This is a genomic window from Streptomyces spongiae (assembly GCF_009377185.1).
In the GTDB taxonomy this organism is placed as follows: domain Bacteria; phylum Actinomycetota; class Actinomycetes; order Streptomycetales; family Streptomycetaceae; genus Streptomyces; species Streptomyces spongiae.
In genome coordinates, this window is the sequence record NZ_VJZC01000005.1 from 1 (window position 1) to 21,824 (window position 21,824).

Below are 21,824 nucleotides of genomic sequence, written 5' to 3' on the forward strand. Positions count from 1 at the left end.
GCCCACCGCCGGAGCCTGCCACTCCAGCACTCGCTGACGACGTTGCCGCCGCCCCGCAACAGAACAGAACGGAAGACATCCATGACGAACCAGTCCGTGTCCGACCTCGTGCCCATCCCCGAGCGCCCCGCCCTTCCGCTGATCGGACACGCCCTGGATGTGCCCAGTGGATTCGACGGCCTTCTGTATCTGATGAAGGAGGCGAAGGAGCTCGGCCCGCTGTTCAAACTCAAGGCCTTCGGCACCGAGATGACCTTCGTCCACGGGATGGACCTGGTGGACGAGATCAGCGACCAGTCACGGTTCCGCAAGAACCTCCATCCGGACCTGCTGAGTCTTCGTGCGATGGGCCGCGACGGGCTCTTCACGGCCCACAACGACGAGCCGAACTGGCGCAAGGCGCACGACGTCCTGATGCCGGCCTTCTCGCTGGGGGCGATGCGTGACTACCACGGGACGATGCTCAAGGTCGCCCGGGACCTGATCGCCAGGTGGGACGGGGTGGCGGGTGACGGCTCCGTCGATGTCGCCGCCGACATGACGCGGCTGACGTTCGACACGATCGGGCTGTGCGGTTTCGAGTACGACTTCGAGTCGTTGCGCGGTGATGAACTGCACCCCTTCGTCGTGGCGCTGGCCCGGGCCATGATGTACGTCCAGATCAAGAACGAGTCCATCCCGGGCACCGAGATCTTCCGCTGGAAGCAGAAGGAGCAGTTCGAGGAGGACGTCGCCCTCATGAACGAGCTGGTCGACGACGTCATCGCGCGACGCAAGGCGTCCGGCGACACGAGCACGGCCGATCTGCTCGGGCGGATGCTGCACGTCCGTGACGAGGAGACGGGGGAGCCGCTCGACGACCTCAACATCCGCTACCAGGTGATCACCTTCCTGGTCGCCGGGCACGAGACGACGAGCGGGCTGCTGTCCTTCGCCCTGTACTACCTGACGAAGCATCCGGAGATTCTGGCGCGGGCCCAGGCGGAGGTGGACGCGCTATGGGGCGACACCGACGAACTGGACCCCCAGTACGCCGACATAGGAAAGCTCCAGTACATCCGCCAGATCCTCAACGAGACGCTGAGGCTGTGGCCGACGGCCCCCGGATTCGCGCGGGAGGCACTGGAGGACACCGTCATCGGCGGCAAGTACGCCGTCCGCAAGGGCGAGACGCTGATGGTCACCATTCCCGCCCTGCACCGTGAGCCGGCCTGGGGTGACAACGTCGAACTCTTCGACCCCGAGCGCTTCACGCCCGAGCGGGAGGCCGCACGGCCGGCGCAGGCGTTCAAGCCGTTCGGCACCGGCGACCGGGCCTGCATCGGCCGCCAGTTCGCGCTCCACGAGGCGACGCTGGTCCTGGCCATGCTGGTGCACCGCTACCGGTTCATCGACCACACCGCCTACGAGCTGAAGGTCACCCAGGGTCTGACGATCAAGCCGGAGGACTTCACCCTCAAGCTGGTGCGGCGCCAGACCGACGAGCGCCGCACCCCGGTGACCGTGGCCGAGGCTCACGCGGAGCGCGGTGAGCCACAGACGAGCGGAACGCGCGCGGCGGGCACCGGACTGCGGGTCCTGCACGGTTCGAACCTGGGTACGTGCGTGGGAATCGCGCAGGATCTCGCCGGAGAGGCCGACGAGTACGGCTTCAGCGCCTCCGCAGCCCCGCTGAACGACGCGGCGGGCCGGCTGGCCGACGAGGAGGGCCCGGTGGTGATCGTGGCCGCTTCCTACAACGGCCGGCCCACCGACGACGCCGACCGGTTCGTCTCCTGGTTGGAGGAGCTTGAGCCGGGGTCCCTCGACGGTCTGTCCTACGCGGTGCTCGGTGTCGGTGACCGCAACTGGGCGGCCACCTACCAGCGCATCCCCACCCTGATCGACGAGCGCCTGGCCGCCGCCGGCGCCACCCGCCTGGTGGAGCGGGCCGCAGCGGACGCCTCCGGGGACTTCGGTGGCGCCGTCGACCGCTTCACCAGCCGGCTGTGGACGACGCTGCTCGCGGAGTACGGCAGCGCCGAGGCGTCCGACACGACACAGCGGCCGGCCGAGGCGACCGACAGCGACCAGGGGCTGTACGAGCTCCAGGAGGCGACCGACTCCGTCACCGGTGAGCTGGCCGCCCGCCACGGCGTACAGCCCATGGAGGTGCTGGACGCGTACGAACTCGTCGACATGGACGACCCGCTGGGCCGCTCCAAGCGCTTCCTGAAGCTCCGTCTTCCCGACGGGGTGACCTACCGGACCGGCGACCACTTCGCCGTCCTGCCCCAGAACCCCGACGCCCTCGTGCAGCGTGTCACCGACCGTTTCGGCCTCGACCTCGACCGCACCGTACGGCTCCGTGCCCGTCGTCGCAGCCGCAACGCCCTCCCGGTCGACCGTCCCCTGACCCTGCGCCGCCTGCTCACCGACTTCGTCGAACTGCAGGACCCCGCCACACAGGAGCAGGTCGCCGTCCTGGCCGAGCACACCACCTGCCCGCCCGAGAAGAAGCCGCTGACCGAACTCGCCACCGCCGACGCGGACACGTTCCACGAGCAGGTCACGGCCGTCGGCCGCAGCGTGCTGGACCTCGTCGAGCGCTATGCGGCGTGTGAGGTGCCCTTCGAGCGCTTCCTGGAACTCCTTCCGGTGCTGCGCTCCCGCCACTACTCCATCTCCTCCTCCGCCGAGGCGTCCCCCGGTGAGGTCGACCTCATGGTCTCCCTGCTGGCGCAGCCCCATCGCGGCGGCGAGGGCACCTTCACCGGCATCGCCTCCCACTATCTGCAGACCATCACCGCCGGGGACACCATCCAGGCCCGAGTGCTGCCCTGCCGGGAGGACTTCCGCCTCCCCGAGGACAGCACCGCCCCTGTCATCCTCGTCAGCGCAGGAACCGGACTCGCACCCTTCCGCGGTGCCGTCCTCGACCGGGTCCACCGGAAGATCACCACCGGCACGGCGCTGGTCTACTTCGGCTGCGACCACCCCGAGGTCGACTACCTGCACCGCGACGAACTGGAAGCCGCCGAACGCGCCGGGGCCGTCCAGCTCCGCCCCGCGTTCATGCACGCGCCCGAGAACGGCCGGCGCTTCGTCCAGGACCGCATCCTGAACGACACCCAGGAGGTCTGGGACGCCATCGAAGCGGGGGGCCGCGTCTACATCTGCGGTGACGGACGCCGCATGGCCCCCGCGGTCCGCGAGGCCTTCAAGACCATCTACTGCGACAAGACGGGCTCCTCCTACGAGAAGGCCACCACCTGGCTGGAGGCCCTGGTGGAGTCCGGCCACTACAACGAGGACGTCTGGGCGGGCTGACGCCACCGTCAGCCTCCGACCGGGTGGGTCATGGCCGGGGCCATGACCCACCCGGGTCCATCCCTCCCATCTGCCTACGAGGTCCCCATGGTCGTCAGGACGAGTGTGCGCTTCCAAGAACGAGCCCAGTCACCGCGAGAGAACTCCGATCGGAGGGGCAGGTGACGAAGCACCGCAGTTCGTCCCTGACGTTCGGCGTACTCGTAGCCCTGGTGACGGGGGTGTCGCTGGGCTATGCCGGAGCCAATGTGATGCCGGTGTTCGTGGAGGACATCGCGTCACGCTTCAGGATGTCCGATTCCGAGTCCGGTCTCGTCGCCGCCTCGCAGCTTCTGGCGACCGCGGTGGTGACCCTGGCCATGGCCGAGCGGGCCACCCGGCCGGGGCGGGTGAAATCGGCGCGCCTCGGCCTCCTGGTGGCGGTGGTCGGTTTCGTGGGAGCCACCTTCGTCTCCGACCCGGTGAGCCTCATCGTGGCCAACCTGGTCATCGGTGTCGGACTGGGCATGGTCTACGCCATGGCGACGGCCGCCCTCGCCTCGACCGACAACCCGGACAGGGCATCCACCCTCACCGTCGTGGGAACGGTCTGCGCCACGGCCTTGCTGCTCGTGGCCGTCCCCGCCGCCAACCAGAACCTCACCGAGGGGTTCGGCTGCCTGGTGATGGGGGTGGCCTGCCTGATCGGTTGGCCATTGGTGGGACGACTGCCCGACGCCTCACCGCCCCAGGTCACCGAGGTGGTCCAGGAGAAGAAGACCGGGACGGCCCCCCGGCCTTCCGCCGTGCTGCTGACGGGGATGGCGCTGCTGTGGGCAGTGACCCTGGGAGCATGGTCGTACGCCTCCGTCCTCGGGCACGAACACACCGGTATGTCCTCCTCGGACCTCTCGATCGTCCTCGCCGTCTCCAGCGTGGCGGCACTCGTCGGCGCCGTGGTGGGCCCGTACGTCGCTCAACGTCTCGGGCGGATGCGGTCGTTGGCCGGGTTCGTCGTGGTCCAGGCCGTGAGCATGGCGCTCCTCGTCACCACCCACTCGTCCCCGCTGTTCATCGTCATGTCCGTCGTCTGGCAGGCCACCCAACTCGCCGTGCTCATACAGACACTCGGGGCCGCCGCCGTTCTCGACTCCACCGGACGACTGGTGGCCTCCCTCAGCGGAGCCAGCGCGCTGGGAGTCGGCTTCGGGCCTCTCCTGGTGGGGACGTTCCTCGACACCCTGGGAATCACCGTGCTCGGCGTTCTCCTCGGAATGGGCACCTTCGTGGCCTCGCTGCCCATTCTGAAGATGACGGTTTCGGCGAGCGAGAGCATCCCGGCCGCAGAGCGGGATGAGGCTCCGTCCGTTCAGTGATCCGGCCTCGATGAACACACACCCATGTCTCGCCCCCTCGCACGCGGCCCGGGCCGGCGACAGGACAGGAGCAACGAACATGAACTCCAGTGCGGCGAACCGCACAGCATCTCGACAGTCTCGTGCCCCCCAGTCGAAAGCACCCCTGACCGCACGACGGACGCCGCTCCGGTGACCGGCATCGTAGAGGCCCCGGGCCATGGGGGTGATGGGCAGGACTCCGGCCCCCGTCCCTCGGCCGCACCTCTCCGCTTCGGCTACGGCACCAACGGGTTCACCGATCACCGTCTCGAAGACGTGGTCTGGGTCCTGGCCGACCTCGGCTACGACGGCCTGGCCCTCACCCTGGACCAGGGCCACCTCGACCCCTACTCGGACGCTCTTCCCCGACGGGTGTCCCACATAGCCAGGTTGCTCAACGCGGCGGGAATGACCGTGACGATCGAGACCGGGGCCCCCTACCTCCTCGATCCCTGGCGCCCCCACCATCCCAACCTCATGTCGGAGGCGCGGGAGGATCGCGAGGTCCGTATCGACCTGCTGCGCAGAGCGTCCTGGATCGCCCAGGAGCTGGGCTCGCCGACGGTCCAACTCGCCAGTGGCCCGGCCCCGGCGGGGCTGGACGAGGAGATTGCCTGGAGACGACTGGCGGCCGGCTGCGAGACCGTCCTGGAACACGCCGCACCACGCGGGATCACCCTGGGCTTCGAGCCCGAACCGGACACGTTCGTCGACACCGTCACCCGCTGTCTCCGGCTCCGTGACCTGCTGGGCGGACACGAACGCTTCGCCATCACCTTCGACGTCGGTCACGCGCACTGTGTGGAGGACGCTCCGGTCCTGGACTGTCTTCGGCTCGCCGAACCGCACTTGGTCAACGTGCGGATCGAGGACATGGTGCGTGGCGTCCACCGCCACCTCGAATTCGGGCTGGGCGAGATCGACTTCCCGCCTCTCCTGGCCGAACTGGCCGCCATGGGGCATCAGGGTCTGGTCTCGGTGGAGATCCAGGAGGGTTCCGCGGCCGCCCCCGATGTCGCCCGTCGCTGCCTGGATTTCCTGCGGTCTTCACTGACCAACGGCACCTGAGCCGACAGCACTCCTGGAGGCATCATGTCGGATCCGCGCACTCCCCTCCTGCTCCCGCTGGACCCCGAACCCCGTGCCTGGGTCGCCGACACCTGCACGAGGATCGGGACGGAACCTCAGTTCATCGAGAGCGTCTTCCCCGCTGTCGGCCGCCGGTGCGGCCGGACCGCCGCCGACGACGTGCGCGCGGCCCTGCTGCTCAGCCTGCCCCAGCGGGGGCAGGACCTCGCCTCCGCGGTGACCCGGCTGTTCCGGCTGGGCGACGCCGCCGAGCAGCGCGCAGTCCTCAAGGCCCTGCCGTACCTTGAGGACGCGGACCCCTCCTTCGGCGCCCTCGGACTGGCCCTGGTCCAGGAAGCGCTGCGCAGCAACGACACCACCCTGGTCGAGGCGGCACTCGGGCCCTACGCCATCCACTTGGATCCCCACGCCTTCCGGCAGGCCGTGCTCAAGTGCCTCTTCTGTGAGATTCCGCTGACCGGTGCCCCTGGGTACCCGGACCGTGTTGACGACGAACTCCTCCGCATGCTCAACGTTTTCGCCCAGGAGAGGATCGCCGCGGGTCGCCCGGTGCCCGCCGGCATACAGCCGCTCGTACGGGACGTGCTCCAGGCATCGACCAATGAAGGAACCGTCTGATGCGTATCTTCGACCCTCATATCCACATGACCTCGCCACCACGAACGACTACGAGGCCATGTACACGGCGGCGTGCGCGCGGTCGTGGAACCGGCCTTCTGGCTGGGCCAGCCACGCACCACCGTCGGTTCCCACACCGCGACAAGGCGGCGGGCACCCGGCGCACGCTCGACGTGGTCCGCGAGTCCGCCATCCCCGCCGAGCGGGTCCTCGTCGACCACCTCAACGAGCTGACCGTCGACCTCGTCAAGGACAGCGGCAGTTAGATGGGCTTCTCCATCTACCCGAGGTCAACTCGGCCGCCGACCGGGGGCGCAGCGATCCGCTCACAACGCGCAGGGCCGCGGAGGCCATGCTCGCCGACGGCTTCACCGAGGACGACGTGGACCACGTGGCGCAACCCCGCCGAGTTCTACGGACAGAGCGGGCGACTCGACATCGGCTCCCTCTCACCCGACGAGACGGCGCTCTTCGAAGGAAACTCCATTCGCCGCGGTGGAGAGTTACGTCAGCGAGGAACCACCATGTACCGAAGTCCAGTGGGTCTGTCCGGCGTGGGCCTCGCCACAGGCCTGCCACGCCACTCGCCGGAGGCGGCCCCTGTCGGCCACGAGTTCGACCAGGGCATCGGCCCGTACATCGACCACCTGCTCGCGGCGGGCGTGGTGGTGCTGAGCGAGTACGGGCTCGCTCCCGCACACCGACCCATCGACATCAACCGAGCTCTGCGGCACGCGGGTTTGTTGGAGGTCTACGTCCAGGGCCGGATGGAGTACCTGAACCCGTGGACGTCCCGGGCCTTCGCCTTCGCCGACCACAGGGTCGCCCACATATACGTCCGCGACCCCGCGGACCGTGCCGGGGTGGCCGGGACGATCGCCGCTCTCGACGGAGTCGCCGAAATCCTCGACAGCGAGGATACGGCCGTATACGGCATGGACCGAGGGACGTCCGGTGATCTCGTCGCGCTCGCCGAACCCGACGCCTGGTTCACCTACTACTACTGGCTGGACGACGCCGACGCACCGGACTTCGCCCAGCACGTCCACGGCCACCGCATGCCGGGACACAGTCCGACCGGCCCTCTCCATGACCGTGCGGTACCGGCAACGAGACTGCGGACCGAGGCCCGCACGGACCACTGGACGGCGGTCGGTCCTCATCCGCTCGCAGCCCGTCCATGACGGCATCGCCCCGGTTCAGTTCGATGATCTGTCGTACGACTCGCCGCCCTCCACCGGAGAATGACCATGCCCGACACTGTTCCGCCGCCTCTGCCCCTGCACCGCGGCACACTGCTAGATCCCCCCGCCGAATACGCCGAAATGCGGGAGAAGGCATCGATCCGGCGGATCACGCTGTGGCCCGGCATCACACCGTGGCTCGTCACCCGCAACGAGGACGCCCGCTTCGTCCTGGCGGATCCGCGATTCAGCAGTGAGAACTTCCGTGAGGGCTTCCCGGGACTCCAGCCGACCCCTCCGCCGCTGTCTCCGGGCCAGCTTTTCGCCATGGACCCGCCCGACCACACGAGACTGCGCCGGACACTCATCCCCGAGTTCTCGTTCCGCCGCATCGACAACCTGCGGCCGGCGATCCAGAAGCTCACCGACCGTCTGGTCGACGATCTGCTGTGCCGGACACCGGCCACCGCCGACCTCGTGGAAACCTTCACCCTGCCCCTGCCCTTGCAGGTCATCTGTGAGCTGCTCGGAGTGCCGTACGCCGACCGGGAGTTCATCCACCGGCAGGCCGCGGCCTTCGCCACCGTCGACCAGGGGCCGGAGCGCATGCGGGCGGGATGGGCGGCGCTGTTCTCCTATCTCCTGGATCTCCTCGCCGCCAAGTCCGCGGAACCAGCGGACGATCTCCTCAGCAGGCTCGCCACGGAACGCGTCGAAGCGGGCGAACTGAGCGTGCAGGAAGCAGCGGGCCTGGCTGTGCAACTCCTCATAGCCGGCCACGAGACAACGGCGAGCATGCTGTCCCTGGGCGTGGTCACCCTGCTCGCTCATCCCGCGCAGCTCGCCGTGCTGGGCGGGGAGCCGGAAGCGGTCGCGGACGCGGTGGAGGAACTGCTGCGTCATCTCACGGTGGTCCACATCGGTCTTCGCCGCATCGCCACCGAGGACGTGGAGATCGCGGGCACGACCGTGCGGGCCGGGGAGGGTGTGATCGTGGCTCTTCAGGCGGCCAACCGGAACCCGGCCGTGTTCCCCGACCCGGACCGCTTCGACGTCACCCGGGACGCCGGCCGCCATCTTGCCTTCGGACACGGGCTGCACCACTGCGTCGGGCAGTCCCTGGCCCGCGCCGAACTACAGATCGCCCTGCCCACCCTCTTCCGCAGGCTGCCGGGTCTGCGCTTGCTGGAGAACCCCGAGGACCACGCCTTCAAGGGGCGCGCGGTTCACGGCGTCGAGCGCCTTCCCGTCGCCTGGTAGCGGGCGGGGGCACCCGCCTCGCGCAGTCCTCGCTGAAGGGCGTTCTCCGGGGACTCCCGGCCGGCCGCCCACCAGGCCGCGATCCTCGCACGGGAATGAAAACCCAGCTTGCCCAGGATGTTCTTCACATGCCCCTCCACCGTGCGTGGCGAGAGCTGGAGTATCGACGCGATCTGCCGGTTGCCCATCCCCTCGGCCACCCATGCGGCGACCTGCTCCTCCCTGGGCGTCAAGGGGCTGGACACAGCCACCGAACCGGGCACGATGCCGGCATGCAGTTCCAGGCCCAGCTCGGCGCAGCGCCGGGCTGTGTCGTAGCGGCTCCCCGCCGCGACACATTCCTCGAAGGCCGCGCGTCCGAGGGCTTCGACGTTCGCGGTCTCGGAGCGGGTCTGGAAGTCGGACAGCTGTGGGCCGAAGTCGAAGATCGTCGTTCCCATCCTCCGCCACATGACTCGCGTCGATCCCTGCAGCCGCGCCGCCTTCTGGTGGTCGCCTCCGGCGGTGGCGATCCATGCGAGCAGGTTGACGTGCATGGCGCTTCCGAAGGGATCGTTGAAAGTTCGCTGAATCTGCAGGCCGGAGTGGATCAGCGCGGCAGCCTGCTCGAAATCCTCACGGGCGAACGCGTCGAAGGCGAGTGCCCAGAGGGCATACGACCGGCTGTGCCGTTCGCCCAACGACTCGGCCTCCGCCACCGCGTGCCCACCCACCTCCGCGGCTCCGGGGTCCCTGAGCCGGGACTTGGCTATGGCCAGTTGGAACAGCCAGAACAGAGCGGCAGGGCGCTCGGCGAGAGCGCGCAGGCCGTCCACGGCCCCTTGGAGCAGCTCGACAGCGTCTTCGAGTCGGCCGCCCATGATTGCCGCGAGTCCTCGCAGACCCATGACCTGAACCTGCGTCAGCGGATCGTCCAGACGTCGGCCCAGCGCTTCCGCCTCGTCCAGCCGTCGGTCGGCCTGTGCCAGATCGCCTTGGAGCAGAGTCACCCAGGCCACCGACCACACCGCCTTCGCACGGATCAGGGTGGGCTCCGGGTGAGCCGCGAGGAGTCGGTCGAGCCAGCGTCGGCCGTCCGCCAGGGCTCCTCCGGCGCACCAGTGATAGCGCAGCTCCATGGCCAGGGCGAGCGCTGCCTGGCCGTCAGGAGGGTCCGGGTCCGACACGGAGGGCCCGATCCGGCCCGACTGCTGGGGCGGTGACGGTATGTCCCAGGTCAGAGCGGCCAGGAAGTTCTCGTGCTCGGTCCGCAGACGACGCAGGGCCTCTGCCTGGCCCGGCCCGAACCAGCCTTCGGCGGTACGACGCGCGAGAGCGAGGAAGTACGCGCGGTGCTGCCGCAGCGGAAGCATTTCCTCTCCCGACTCCACGAGCCGCCGGCGTCCGTATGCCTGCACGGTCTGCAACAGCGAGTAGCGGAGTTCGCCGTCCCGTTCCGTGGTGGCCACGACCGACTGGGCGACCAGGGAGTCGAGGAGATTCAGCACGTGAGGCCTTGCGAGAGAGCCTCCCGCGCAGACGGCCTCGGCCGCGTCCAGGCTGAAGTCTCCGGCGAAGACGGACATCCTGTTCCACAGAACGCGTTCGGCGGGACTGCACAGCTCATAGCTCCAGTCGATGAGCGCGCGGAGCGTCCGGTGCGGAGGGCGAGCGGCTCCGTTACCCCGTATCAGCAGGTCGAAGCGGTCCTTCAGACGCTCCGCCAACTGCTCGACCGTCAGCGTCTGCAGCCGGGCGGCCGCCAGTTCGATCGCCAGAGGCAGCCGGTCCAAAGCGGCACAGAGTCGGTCGACGGCGTCGCGGTTTCCTTGCCAGACACGGAAATCGGGCCGTACCGACACGGCACGCGCCACCAGCAGGTCGGTTGCCTCGTCCGGGAGCAGAACGGGGACGTGGAACACCTGCTCGCCGACCATGCGCAGGGTCCGCCGACTGGTGATGACGATCCGCAACCGAGGTGCCGCGGACAGCAGACCGTCGACGAGAGCCACACAGGTGCCCACGACGTGTTCGCAGTTGTCCAGCACGATCAGCGCCTCGCGATCGGCCAGGTGGGCAGCGATCAGAGGCACTGTGGCCTTGCCACCCACATGGTGAACGCCCAGAGCCGCGGCGGTGACGCCGGGAACGGCCTCCGGGTCCGTCACCGAGGCGAGGTCGACCAACCACACGCCACCGGTGAGAGTCCCCTTGGACTGGGTCACGGCGGCGGCCGCCCGTGCCAGTCTCGACTTGCCGATGCCGCCGGTGCCGACCAGGGTCACAAGCCTGGAGGAGGCGATCAGGCGGCGAATCTCCGTGACGGTCCGTCGTCGGCCCACCAGGGGCGTGAGCGTAGCAGGAAGGTTCCCTGCCGCAACCTCCACGGTCTTACTCGCCTTTCCGCCGTGCGCATCGTCCCCAGCGCATCTCCGCCCGGGGCCACATGTCAGGCCCATGGTGACACAGGAATTGGAGAGGTTCGCAGGAGCCCGCGCTTGGCCGACTGGTCACATCTGTGCTGTACCAGCCGGCCGGACCGCCCTGGGAAGGGGACAGGCCACCTCGCGCACCTGTCCCCCGCACCCGTGTCAGGGCTTGAGAATCAGACGGAGCGGGTCGCCCTCCTTGGTCTGGAGGCGCTCGACAGCCACGCCGGCCTTCTCCAGTGGCAGTACGTCGGTGATGGACCGGGAGAAGTCCAGCCGTCCACCGGCGGCGAGGTCCACCAGCTTCGGCACGGCGTCCAGTTCGGTGCCGAAGTGGCCACGGATCTCATGCTTGAGGTAGCTGAACATGGTGCTGTCGTGCACGACCAGAGGCCTGCCCGAAAGCCCGACCAGGATCAGCCGGCCCTCGGGCGCGAGGACCGTGAGCGCCTGCTCGTGGACGGCGCTGACGCCGGCGAAGTCGAAGGCGGCGTTCAGGGCACGGCCCTTCGTGACCGCCAGGACCTGCTCACGGAAGGCCGGGTCAGCCGAGTCCAGCGCGAGATCGGCGCCCAGGTCCAGGGCGCGTCGCCGCGCTCCCGGCGTCGGGTCGACCGCGATGATCGGGAAGGCGCCCACGGCCCGGAGCAGTTGGACGGCGTGGGCGCCCAGGCCGCCCACTCCCCAGACTCCGACGGCCTCTCCCGGCTTGATGGCGGCGGTGCGGACGATGGCGTCCCACGGTGTCGAGACCGCGTCGGGGACGATCGCCGCCTGTTCGAAGGGAAGCGAATCGGGCAGGGGAAACACGGACTCCACAGCGGCCAGGGCGTACTCGGCCCATCCGCCGTCGAAGTCGACGCCCCGTGTGTGCAGTTGGCCGTTCTTGACATCGCCCGCCTGCAGGACCACGCGCTGGCCCTCCTGGAACTGGATGACGTCGGGGCCCAGTTCGACGATGGTGCCGGCGATCTCGTGCCCGATGGTGACGGTGTCTCCCTGGAGGTGGGGCGGACGGCCGAGGGTGCCGTCGATGAGGTGGACGTCCGACATGCACACACCGGCGGCCGCGACCGCGATGAGGACCTGACCGGGCCCGGGGGCCGGCTTCGGAACCTCCTCGATCGTCAGCGTGTGGGAGGGGATGTGCAGGCGTGCGGCTCGCATGAGGTCCATGGGTGTCTTCCTCGCAGGATGTTTCCCGGAGCCGATGGGCTCCTGGCGCCTGTCCCGTCTATCAGCCCATACCTGCCAGGAACACGCGCCCGTGCCACGCGGTGGCACGTCTGGCACCACGAGGACGGACCCGTCCCGCCGGCACCGGCTCAAGCGGGTTCGAGGGACTGCTCGGCCCAGATCGTCTTGCCGGTGGTCGTGTACCGGGTGCCCCAGCGCTGGGTCAGCTCGGCCACGAGGAAGAGTCCGCGTCCGCCCTCGTCGCTCAGCCGTGCCCGGCGCAGATGGGGCGAGGTGGTGCTGCCGTCGGAGACCTCACAGATCAGCGACCGGTCCCTGATGAGACGCAGCCGGACCGGAGCCGAGGCGTACCGGATCGCGTTGGTGACCAGTTCGCTGACCACCAGCTCGGTCATGAACGATGCCTCCTCCAGTCCCCAGGCCGTGAGCCGCTCCGACGCGCGGCAGCGCATGTCGGCCACGGCGGCGGGGTCACCGGGTACGTCCCAGGTCGCCACGTGGTCCGGGTCGAGCGCCTTGGTGCGGGCGATCAACAGGGCCGCGTCGTCGTCGCGGGGCGCGGTCTCCAACCGGGACAGCACGCGGTCGCAGATCTCCTCGGCCGAGGCCGCCGGCGGGGTGAGGCAGCGGCACAGCGTCCGCATCCGGTCGTCGGTGTCCTGGCCACCGGCGGAGACGAGACCGTCGGTGAACAGGGCGAGCACACTGTCTTCGGGGAGGGCGAACTCCACCGCCTCGAAGGGCAGGCTGCCGAGTCCGAGCGAGGGTCCGGCCGGCACGTCGAGGGTCTCGGCCACACCACCCGGGCGCACCAGGACCGGCGGTGCGTGCCCGGCACGGGCCAGTGACAGAACGCGCGACACGGGGTCGTACACCGCGTACAGACATCGCGCCCCGATGTCGCCCTGCGGCTCGGCACCGGTGGGGTCCTGCTCGCCGTCCGACGCGTGCGTCACGATGTCGTCCAGGTGCGTGAGCAGTTCGTCGGGGGGCAGGTCGAGGTCGGCGAGGGTGCGCACCGCGGTGCGCAGGCGGCCCATGGTCGCGCTGGCGTGGATGCCGTGCCCGACGACGTCGCCGACCACGAGGCCGACCCGGGCGCCGGGCAACGGAATCACGTCGTACCAGTCCCCGCCCGCCTCCGCCGAGTCCTCCGCGGGCAGGTAGCGCACGGCCGTTTCCGCGGCCGGATGCAGCACACGGCCGTGCGGCAGCAGGGCTCGTTGCAGGGCGAGTGCGATTCCGCGCTCACGTGCGTAGCGGCGTGCGTTGTCGAGGCAGACGGCGGCGCGCGCCACCAGATCCTCGGTCACGGTCAGGTCGTCGCCGTCGAAGGGTTCTCGGGAGCCCGCGTCCCGCAGGAAGAGGGCGCTGCCCAGCATCGTGCCGCGGGCGCGGAGGGGCACCACGATCAGGGAGCAGCTCCCGGGGCGTCCTCGCCCGTGTCCGGGGAGGAGCCCGTCGGCCTCCGCGGCCGTGACGTGCAGCAGTTCCGCCTCTCCTCTGCTCAGACAACGCGCGAGGGGCGTATCGCGCAAGGTGCGTGGTGCGCTGCCCGGTGCGGAGTCGTGGCCGTGCGACGGCAGGTGTACCGATCGGGACGCGGCTCTCCGCAGCCGGTCGGGGCCGGGCACGCCCGGGGCGGGCAGTCGCCCCTCGAAGACGGCGTCCACCAGGTCGACGGCCGCGGCGTCGGCGAATCGTGGCACGGCCACGTCGACCAGTTCCCGCGCGGTTCCCTCGATGTCCAGGCTCGTGCCGATACGGGTACGGGCCTCGCTCAGGATCGCGAGCCGCTGCCTGGAGCCGTACTGCTCGGAGTGGTCGTAGGACGCGACGGCGACCGCGCGTACGTCCTCGTCGGCGTCCCTCAGGGGGAAGATGTCCATGCCCCACGCGTGGGCGCGCGCTTCGCCGGGTGCTCTGACGAACGCCTCCATGACCTCGGCGACGCCGGTCCGCGCCACCCGCAGCACCCTGCGGTGCCCCTCCTCGTAGACGGGCCCTTGCGCGAACTGCGGGGTGGTCCGGTGACGGACCTCGTCCTCGCGCCGTCCCACCGTTTTGGCGAGTGCCTCGTTGAGCCGTAGGACGCGCCCCTGCGGGTCGTAGACCACGAGCGGCCACGGATACTGCTCGAACATCCACCGGGTCAGCTCGTCCTCGTCGTGCCCCGGCCCGTCGTCACCCGGGTGCCGTGCCGACAGGAGGAAACCGCCCGGCTCTCCGGGGCTGCCGGGCAGGAGGTGCAGATCGACCGGAACGGGCAGCTCATGGCGGTCACGATGTCTGGGCCTGAGACCGTCGTCCGTGAACAGGTCGGTCAGTGGCCGGCCCACGGCGTCCTCGACCGGGTATCCCCACAGGACCCGCGCGCCCGTACTCCAGTGGGTGATCCTGCCGTCGTGATCAGCGACCACGACGGCCGCCCGCGTGAGGATGGAGGACTGTTCCGCCGACGGCGGGAGCCGGCGGCGCGGCTCGTGTGAGGTCATGGCCGATCCCTTACCTGCCGGGCGCCGTGTCCCGGCTCTCCCCACGGTGCTCCGCTGTGGGGCTGGGGGCAAGCCGCGAGCCGCCGGGCCCCGGGTCAGGCCGTTCCTGTCCGCAGGACGCGGGCGAGGAACGCGATCTGGTCGGGAAGCACCCGGTCGAAGCCCTCCCCGGCGTACGGATCGAAGTGGCCACCGGGGTAGGCGAGCAGCTCCCCGTGCCGGGCGGCTGCCGCGAGCGCGGCGCCGGGGCCGGGCGGGGTGATGTCGTCGTGGTCCATGACCTGGACGAGCAACGGGCAGGTGAGCCGGGGTGCGGCCTTGACGGCGCGGAAGAAGGGCAGGGTAAGGATCACCCGTGCACTGACCTCGTTGTCGTACGGGGCCTCGGGCGGCAGCAGCCGGATCATGCTCTCGTACGCGTCCGGGGTGGTCAGCACCGCGTCACGGTCACCGGGGCGGCCGGCGGCTCGCAGTGTGTGCGGTCCGCGACCCAGTAGTGCCCCCACCGTGTCCCGGACACCGGCGACACCCAGAGCCATGACATGGCGCGCGGAACCGCGGAGCATGTGGAACAACGCCGCCCGTCCGTCGGCGAGGGGCGCCTGGGAGACCACCGCCGCGATGCGCGGATCGGCCGCGGCGACCAGGACCACGGCGCCGCCGGACATGGAACTGCCCCACACGGCGACCCGGTCGGGATCCACCTCGGGCCGCACCCGCGCGGCGGCGACGGCGGCCTTCCAGTCGGCGAGCTGCCGGCCGATGTCGAGGAGGTTGCGGGGCCGGCCGCCCGAGGCGCCGAAGTGCCGGTAGTCGAAGACCAGCGCGCCGAGACCGGCCGCGGCGAACCGCTCCGCGTAGGCACCCAGCCGCATCTCCTTGATGGCGCCGAAGCCGTGCGCGAGGACGACGCACGGGGCGGGCGCGTCCACGCCCCGCGGCGCGTACCACCACGCGTCCAGTTCGTCGCCGTCGACCGGAATTCGAACGGACAGCCGCTCACCCACGGGTAGGTCTCCCAGCGGCTCGGCCCGACGTCAGGTCGAGGGCGATGTCCACGATCATGTCCTCCTGGCCGCCGACCAGGCCTCGCCGCCCGACCTCCAGCAGGAGCGTGCGGGCGTCGACGCCGTACCGCTGGGCGGCGATCTCCGCGTGGCGCAGGAAGGAGGAGTAGACGCCTCCGTAGCCGAGGGTGAGCGTCTCGCGGTCGACCTGGACCGGGCGGTCGCGGAGCGGGCGGACCAGATCGTCGGCGGCGTCCTGGAGGGCGAACAGGTCGCACCCGTGCTTCCACTCCTGGAGGTCGGCGACGGCGATGAACGCCTCGATCGGGCAGTTGCCTGCGCCGGCGCCCTGGCCCGCGAGGGAGGCGTCCACTCTGGTGACTCCCTCCTCCACCGCGACGACACTGTTGGCGACCGACAGGGAGAGGTTCTCGTGCGCGTGGATACCGATCTGGGTCGCCGGGTCGAGGACCTCGCGATAGGCGAGGACCCGTTCCCGGACGCCGTCCATGGTGAGCCGGCCGCCGGAGTCGGTGACGTAGACGCAGTGGGCGCCGTAGGACTCCATGAGCTTGGCCTGGGCGGCGAGTTCGGCCGCCGGAGCCATGTGGCTCATCATCAGGAAGCCGGACACGTCCATGCCGAGTTCGCGTGCCTTGGCGATGTGCTGGGCGGCGATGTCGACCTCGGTGCAGTGGGTGGCAACGCGGACCGAGCGGACACCCAGGGCGTGGGCGCGCTCCAGTTCGGCGATGGTGCCGATTCCGGGCAGCAGCAGCGTGGTGAGAACCGCGTTCTCGATCGCGTCGGCCGCGGCCTCGATCCACTCCCAGTCGGTGTGGCTGCCGGGTCCGTAGTTCAGCGACCCGCCCGCCAGACCGTCGCCGTGCGCCACCTCGATGGCGTCCACCCCCGCCGCGTCGAGCGCGGCCGCGATACGACCCACCTCCACCGGGTCGATACGGTGCCGGATGGCATGCATGCCGTCACGCAGGGTGACGTCCTGGATGTACAGCGTACGGCTCATCTGTGGGCCTCCCCGGGGACGGCGGTGTGCCGGGCGATCGACTCGGCGACGCGCAGGGCTGCCGACGTCATGATGTCGAGGTTTCCGGCGTAGGCCGGCAGGTAGTGAGCGGCGCCCTCGACTTCGAGGAACACCGAGATACGGGTGGTCGCAGGTCCGGCGCCGTCCGGCAGCAGGGTGTGTACGGGCTCGTCGTCGGCGACCGGCGCGAACTGCACCTCCTGCTTGAGCCGATAGCCCGGCACGTACTGGGCGACCCGCTCGGCCATCTCCTTCACCGAGGCGCGTACGGCGTCCTCGTCGACGTCCCCGGTGAGGCAGAGGACGGTGTCCCGCATGATCAGGGGCGGTTCGGCGGGGTTGAGGACGATGATCGCCTTGCCGCGCGCGGCACCGCCGACGGCCTCGATGGCGTGGGACGTGGTCTCGGTGAACTCGTCGATGTTGGCGCGGGTGCCGGGCCCGGCCGACCTGGCGGCGATGGACGCCACGATCTCCGCGTAGTGCACCTCGGTCACCGCCGACACCGCCGCGACCATCGGGATCGTGGCCTGTCCACCGCAGGTGACCATGTTGAGGTTGTCGGCACCCGCGTCGAGATGCTCGTCGAGGTTGACCGGCGGCACCACGAACGGGCCGATGGCCGCGGGCGTGAGGTCGATCAGTTTCTTGCCGTAGGGCCCGAGCCGGTGGGCGTTGGCGAGATGGGCCTTGGCCGAGGTGGCGTCGAAGACGATCTCGATCTCGTCGAAGTGCGGCAGGGCGATCAGCCCCTCGACTCCCTCATGGGTGGTCGGCACCTTGAGCCGGGCGGCGCGGGCGAGCCCGTCGGACTCCGGGTCGATGCCGACGAGGGCGGCGACCTCCAGGGTGTCCGACAGGCGCAGTATCTTGATCATCAGGTCGGTACCGATGTTTCCCGACCCGATGATCGCGACCTTGGTTCTGGGCTGGTTCACGGCTCTAGGCATCCTTCTTCTCGGAGAACGTGGCGCTCACCGTGCCGAGTGAGCTGATCTCGGCACGGATCCGGGTGCCGGGAGGAGCCGGCACCATCGGGCCCAGCGCACCGGAGAGGATCACCTGTCCGGCCCGCAGCGGGTCGCCCAGGTCCCGCGCCGTTCGGGCCAGCCAGGCCAGCGCGTCGAGCGGATCACCGAGGCAGGCGGCCCCGTTGCCCTCGGAGACCAGGACGTCATCGGCGTACAACCGCATGGTGGTCTCGCGGGGCTGGAAGTCGGCCAGGGTGAGGCGGTGTCCGGCCAGCACGAACAGTCCGCTGGAGGCGTTGTCGGCGACCGTGTCGGCGAGCGAGATGTCCCAGTCGGCGATCCGGCTGTCGACGATCTCCAGCGCGGCGACCGCGTAGTCCACCGCCGCCCGCACCTGCGCCGGGTCGAGGTCGCCCTCGGCGAGGTCCTCCTTCAGTACGAAGGCGATCTCCGCCTCCGCCTTCGGCTGGAGCAACCGGGCGGAGGGCACCTCGGGCTCGGCCGAGACGTCCATGTCGGCGAAGAGCACGCCGAAGTCCGGCTGGTCCACGCCGAGTTGCTGCTGCACCGCGGGAGAGGTCAGGCCGATCTTCCGGCCCACGACGACCGCCCCGCCGGCCTGCCGACGGCGGGTCAGCTCCTGTTGCACGGCGTAGGCCGCGGCGATGTCGTGAGAGCCGATCAGATCCCGTACCGGGGCGACGGGACAGCCCTCGTCGAAGGCGGCGGCCAGCCGTGCGGCCGCCTGCTCGACGGACGGGTGCGCCATGGTGGTCACCGGCCCTTCGCGGTGGTCACGGCGAACCCGGCGATCCAGGCCGGGATCGCCTCGTAGAAGCGGGACGTCATCTCGTACTCCCCCGAAGCCGCCGCGAGGGAGGCGTGCGCCGCGATCCAGGCGCGCACCTCGTGGGCGGAGCCACCGCCCTGCTTCCCCATGTCCTCGACGGTCCACGAGTCGAACTCCGCCAGTTCGCCTCGCTCCAGATGGTCGAGGAGGAGGTTGTCCCACGCGGGGTTGATCGGAATCATCGCGGTCGATCCGGCGGCGTAGTCTCGGCCGGCCTGGACCACCCGCTGCTCGCCCTTCGCACGCTGCTCCGGAGTCGGGGGCCGCCCCTCGATGAGGGCGTCGGCCACCCGGGGCGGAGCTCCGTCGAGGACCGGGACCGGCGGATCGTGCGAGAGACCGCCGGAGGCGAGGAACAGCACCCGCTTGTCGAGTGCGGCCGCCGCCTCTCCCACAGCGGTGCCCAGCGCCCTGATCCGGGCGACGGGCCCGAGCGGGGTCGCCACTCCATTGACGAACACGGGCACGACGGGCACACGGTCGATGCCGCCGAACAGGATCTCCAGGGGCTGGGCGAACCCGTGGTCCACGGTCATCCGGGCCGAGACGGTCAGATCGATCCCCCGGTCCAGCACGCCCTGGGCGAGGTCCCGGGCGGCATCGGGGTCGACAGACAGCCGCCCGGCCTGCGAACCGAAGTCGCCCACCGCGTGCGCCTCGGTGGCCAGGCAGAACGGGGGCATCTCCTTGTAGAAGAAGCCGTTGTAGTGGTCGGGCGCGTACAGCACCACGAGTTCGGGATCGAAGTCGCGGACGAACGTGCGGGCCTTGTCGACGGCCTGGTCGACCCGCGCGAGGACATCGGGCTCGGGGTCGTTCTTGCCGATGAGCGGCGAGTGCGACAGCCCGACTGCGGCTGCGGTTGCGGTCATCGTGGGTTCCTCACTGTCGGGGGGTCGGCGGGTGGATGACGAGCTTTCCGGTCAGACCGCCGTCGATCATGAGCTGGAAGCCCTTGTGGATGTCCGTCAGCGGCAGCGTCCGGTCGATCACCGGACGCGCGCCGGTCGCCTCCATCAGACGCAGCATCGAGACCAGTTCCGCACGGGTGCAGCCGGTGGAGCCGAGGATCCGCTGCTGGAGGTAGAAGATCCGGCCCAGGTCCGCCGGTGGGTTCACGCCGCTGGTGGCGCCGGCGATCACGACCGTGCCGCCGGGTCGCAGCGACTTCAGCGAGTGCGACCACGTCGCCTCACCGACGGTCTCGACCACCACGTCGACGCGCTCCGGGAGCCGCTCCCCGGTGGGCAGCGCGGCGCGCACGCCCCAGCCGAGGGCCTCGGCACGCTTGGCCTCACTGCGGCTCGTGGCGTAGACGACGGCCCCGGCGGCCACCGCCAGCTTGATCGCCGCGGAGGCGACACCGCCTCCGGCGCCCTGGACGAGCACCCGGTCGCCCGCGGTGAGCCCGGCCAGCGTGAACAGCATGCGGTACGCCGTTCCCCAGGCGACCGGCAGACAGGCCGCCTCGTCGAAGGAGAGCCACGCGGGCTTCGGAACGAGGTTGCGGGTCGGGACGCTGAGGTATTCGGCGAAGGCCCCGTCGTGCCGCTCGGACAGCAGCGCGCGGTCCGGGTCCAGTGTCTCGTCCCCGCCGCCGGCGTCCGGATCGCCCAGCACCGGATGGACGATCACCTCGTTGCCGTCCTCGTCGTACCCGGCGGCGTCGCAGCCGAGCACGATGGGGAGGTGCTCCGGGGGATGTCCCACCCCCCGGAGCGTCCACAGGTCGTGCATGTTGAGGGACGAGGCGACGACGCGGACCCGGGACCAGCCGGGCCGTGGGCGGGGCTCGGGATGGTCGCGCAGGACCAGGCCGGACAGGGGGTCGGTGGCGCTCTGGGCAACGGCGACGGCAGCTATCACGACGTCACGTTCTCCCCTTCACCGCCACCGGTCATAGCCGATGTGCCGCGATGCAGCACACCCCGCCGGCGCCGTGCCCCTCGTGTCATGCGGGGTCCGCGACCTTCAGGAGGAGTTTGCCGGGCTGCTTGCCGGTGAAGAGGGTGGGCAGCAGCCCAGGGGCGTGCTCGAAGCCTTCGACGATGTTCTCGGCTACGTGCAGGCGTCCCTCACGGACCCACTGGCCGAGTTCCCGCGCGCCTTCGGCGAGGCGGTCGCGGTAGTGGAACAGCAGGATGCCCCGCACGGTGAGCTGCTGGGTGCAGATCTTCATGTAGTTGGTGGGCCCCTGCAGTTGGACGTCGGTGTACCCGGACGACATCGCGCCGCAGATCAGCACCCGCCCGTGCGGCGCCATGTGCAGCAGCAGGGTGTCGAGCATGTCGCCGCCGACATTGTCGAAGTAGGCGTCCACCCCGTCCGGGCACAGTTCCCGCAGACGCTCCGCGAAGTCGTCGTCGCGGTAGTCGATGGCGGCGTCGTACCCGGCTTCCTCCACCACCCAACGGCACTTCTCGGGACCACCGGCGATACCGATCACCGTCTTCGCACCCATCGCCCGGGCCACCGCTCCGGCGACCGAGCCGGTCGCTCCCGTCGCGGCCGACACCACCACGGTGTCACCCGGGCCGACCTTCAGCCCGTCCGTGACACCGAAGTACGCCGTCAGCCCTCCGACTCCGAACACCCCCAGGTTCCAGGACAGCGGGAAGTCGGCGGGGGGCAGCACCCGCAGCGGCATCGGGCCGTCACTGCGGGCCACGACGTAGTCCTGCCAGCTCATGAACCCCTCGACCAGGTCGCCGGGCCGGTAGCCGGGGTCAGAAGAGGCGACGACCTGGCCGATCCCCATGGTCCGCATCGGCTCCCCGATCCCCACGGGCCGCATGTAACCGCCGTCGTCGGTGAGCCAGATCCGCTGACTGGCGTCGTACCCGAAGTACAGCGTCCGGACCAGTACCTCGCCCTCGCCGGGTTCGGGCACCTCTCCCTCCTGGTACCGGAAGTCGTCGACGGAGACCGCCCCGACCGGACGCCGGGCCAGAACCCACTGACGGTTGACGGTGACATCGGACATAAGACGTTCCTCTCGCGACCGGAAATGGT

Annotated in this window: 16 protein-coding genes and 1 pseudogene; 7 read left to right on the forward strand and 10 right to left on the reverse strand. The window is 70.1% G+C overall.

Annotation, left to right across the window (positions count from 1 at the left end; translation table 11 throughout):
* Positions 1–81 precede the first annotated feature (81 nt).
* From FNH08_RS01600 to FNH08_RS01630, 7 genes and pseudogenes are all read left to right on the forward strand, one after another.
* Positions 82–3,309 carry a bifunctional cytochrome P450/NADPH--P450 reductase gene (locus FNH08_RS01600; protein ID WP_152769411.1) on the forward strand — a complete coding sequence of 1,076 codons (3,228 nt, stop codon included), beginning with the start codon at positions 82–84 and terminating at the stop codon, positions 3,307–3,309.
* A 161-nt stretch (positions 3,310–3,470) separates the two neighbouring features.
* Positions 3,471–4,664, forward strand: a complete 1,194-nt coding sequence (locus tag FNH08_RS01605; RefSeq protein ID WP_322723469.1) for an MFS transporter — start codon at positions 3,471–3,473, stop codon at positions 4,662–4,664.
* A gap of 180 nt (positions 4,665–4,844) precedes the next feature.
* Complete coding sequence (locus FNH08_RS01610; protein ID WP_407704317.1) at positions 4,845–5,753, forward strand: sugar phosphate isomerase/epimerase family protein; 909 nt, start codon at positions 4,845–4,847, stop codon at positions 5,751–5,753.
* Positions 5,754–5,777: 24 nt separating this feature from the next.
* A complete protein-coding gene (locus tag FNH08_RS01615) occupies positions 5,778–6,392 on the forward strand; it encodes an EboA domain-containing protein (RefSeq protein WP_152769413.1) in 615 nt (204 codons plus the stop codon).
* Positions 6,392–6,895: pseudogene (locus tag FNH08_RS01620) on the forward strand (hypothetical protein); the annotation flags it as partial. The gene FNH08_RS01615 and the pseudogene FNH08_RS01620, both read left to right, overlap by 1 nt.
* A 21-nt stretch (positions 6,896–6,916) precedes the next feature.
* Positions 6,917–7,576, forward strand: a complete 660-nt coding sequence (locus FNH08_RS01625; RefSeq protein ID WP_152769463.1) for an alkaline phosphatase family protein — start codon at positions 6,917–6,919, stop codon at positions 7,574–7,576.
* Between the two features lie 66 nt (positions 7,577–7,642).
* Entirely contained in the window at positions 7,643–8,836 is a 1,194-nt protein-coding gene (locus FNH08_RS01630; protein ID WP_152769414.1) for a cytochrome P450, read from the forward strand.
* Here the strand turns inward: FNH08_RS01630 and FNH08_RS01635 are convergent.
* From FNH08_RS01635 to FNH08_RS01680, 10 genes are all read right to left on the reverse strand, one after another.
* A complete protein-coding gene (locus FNH08_RS01635) occupies positions 8,803–11,157 on the reverse strand; it encodes an ATP-binding protein (protein WP_322723471.1) in 2,355 nt (784 codons plus the stop codon). The two genes, FNH08_RS01630 and FNH08_RS01635, sit on opposite strands and share 34 nt — an antisense overlap.
* Positions 11,158–11,406: 249 nt before the next feature.
* Positions 11,407–12,420, reverse strand: a complete 1,014-nt coding sequence (locus FNH08_RS01640) for a zinc-binding dehydrogenase (RefSeq protein WP_152769416.1) — start codon at positions 12,418–12,420, stop codon at positions 11,407–11,409.
* 149 nt (positions 12,421–12,569) lie between these two features.
* Positions 12,570–14,936, reverse strand: coding sequence for a SpoIIE family protein phosphatase (locus FNH08_RS01645; protein WP_152769417.1), 2,367 nt, complete (start codon positions 14,934–14,936; stop codon positions 12,570–12,572).
* 95 nt (positions 14,937–15,031) lie between these two features.
* Positions 15,032–15,943: an alpha/beta hydrolase gene (locus FNH08_RS01650; protein WP_322723472.1), complete on the reverse strand. Its 912-nt coding sequence runs from the start codon at positions 15,941–15,943 to the stop codon at positions 15,032–15,034.
* Positions 15,936–16,970, reverse strand: coding sequence for a 4-hydroxy-2-oxovalerate aldolase (gene dmpG / locus FNH08_RS01655; RefSeq protein ID WP_152769418.1), 1,035 nt, complete (start codon positions 16,968–16,970; stop codon positions 15,936–15,938). The genes FNH08_RS01650 and dmpG overlap by 8 nt, the downstream gene beginning before the upstream one ends.
* Entirely contained in the window at positions 16,967–17,929 is a 963-nt protein-coding gene (locus FNH08_RS01660) for an acetaldehyde dehydrogenase (acetylating) (RefSeq protein WP_322723473.1), read from the reverse strand. Before FNH08_RS01660 ends, dmpG begins: the two co-directional genes overlap by 4 nt.
* A 4-nt stretch (positions 17,930–17,933) precedes the next feature.
* Positions 17,934–18,731, reverse strand: a complete 798-nt coding sequence (locus tag FNH08_RS01665) for a 2-keto-4-pentenoate hydratase (protein WP_152769420.1) — start codon at positions 18,729–18,731, stop codon at positions 17,934–17,936.
* Between the two features lie 5 nt (positions 18,732–18,736).
* Complete coding sequence (locus FNH08_RS01670; protein ID WP_152769421.1) at positions 18,737–19,684, reverse strand: 3-carboxyethylcatechol 2,3-dioxygenase; 948 nt, start codon at positions 19,682–19,684, stop codon at positions 18,737–18,739.
* A gap of 10 nt (positions 19,685–19,694) precedes the next feature.
* Positions 19,695–20,678 (reverse strand): zinc-binding dehydrogenase, encoded by a 984-nt coding sequence (locus FNH08_RS01675; protein WP_322723475.1) that lies wholly within the window; start codon positions 20,676–20,678, stop codon positions 19,695–19,697.
* Positions 20,679–20,763: 85 nt separating this feature from the next.
* Positions 20,764–21,795 carry an NADP-dependent oxidoreductase gene (locus FNH08_RS01680; RefSeq protein ID WP_152769422.1) on the reverse strand — a complete coding sequence of 344 codons (1,032 nt, stop codon included), beginning with the start codon at positions 21,793–21,795 and terminating at the stop codon, positions 20,764–20,766.
* Positions 21,796–21,824 lie beyond the last annotated feature (29 nt).

Coding starts and splice junctions, on each gene's coding strand:
- FNH08_RS01600 (WP_152769411.1), top strand. CDS start 82: ATGACGAACCAGTCCGTGTCCGACCTCGTGCCCATCCCCGAGCGCCCC.
- FNH08_RS01615 (WP_152769413.1), top strand. CDS start 5,778: ATGTCGGATCCGCGCACTCCCCTCCTGCTCCCGCTGGACCCCGAACCC.
- FNH08_RS01625 (WP_152769463.1), top strand. CDS start 6,917: ATGTACCGAAGTCCAGTGGGTCTGTCCGGCGTGGGCCTCGCCACAGGC.
- FNH08_RS01630 (WP_152769414.1), top strand. CDS start 7,643: ATGCCCGACACTGTTCCGCCGCCTCTGCCCCTGCACCGCGGCACACTG.
- FNH08_RS01640 (WP_152769416.1), bottom strand. CDS start 12,420: ATGGACCTCATGCGAGCCGCACGCCTGCACATCCCCTCCCACACGCTG.
- FNH08_RS01645 (WP_152769417.1), bottom strand. CDS start 14,936: ATGACCTCACACGAGCCGCGCCGCCGGCTCCCGCCGTCGGCGGAACAG.
- dmpG (WP_152769418.1), bottom strand. CDS start 16,970: ATGAGCCGTACGCTGTACATCCAGGACGTCACCCTGCGTGACGGCATG.
- FNH08_RS01665 (WP_152769420.1), bottom strand. CDS start 18,731: ATGGCGCACCCGTCCGTCGAGCAGGCGGCCGCACGGCTGGCCGCCGCC.
- FNH08_RS01670 (WP_152769421.1), bottom strand. CDS start 19,684: ATGACCGCAACCGCAGCCGCAGTCGGGCTGTCGCACTCGCCGCTCATC.
- FNH08_RS01680 (WP_152769422.1), bottom strand. CDS start 21,795: ATGTCCGATGTCACCGTCAACCGTCAGTGGGTTCTGGCCCGGCGTCCG.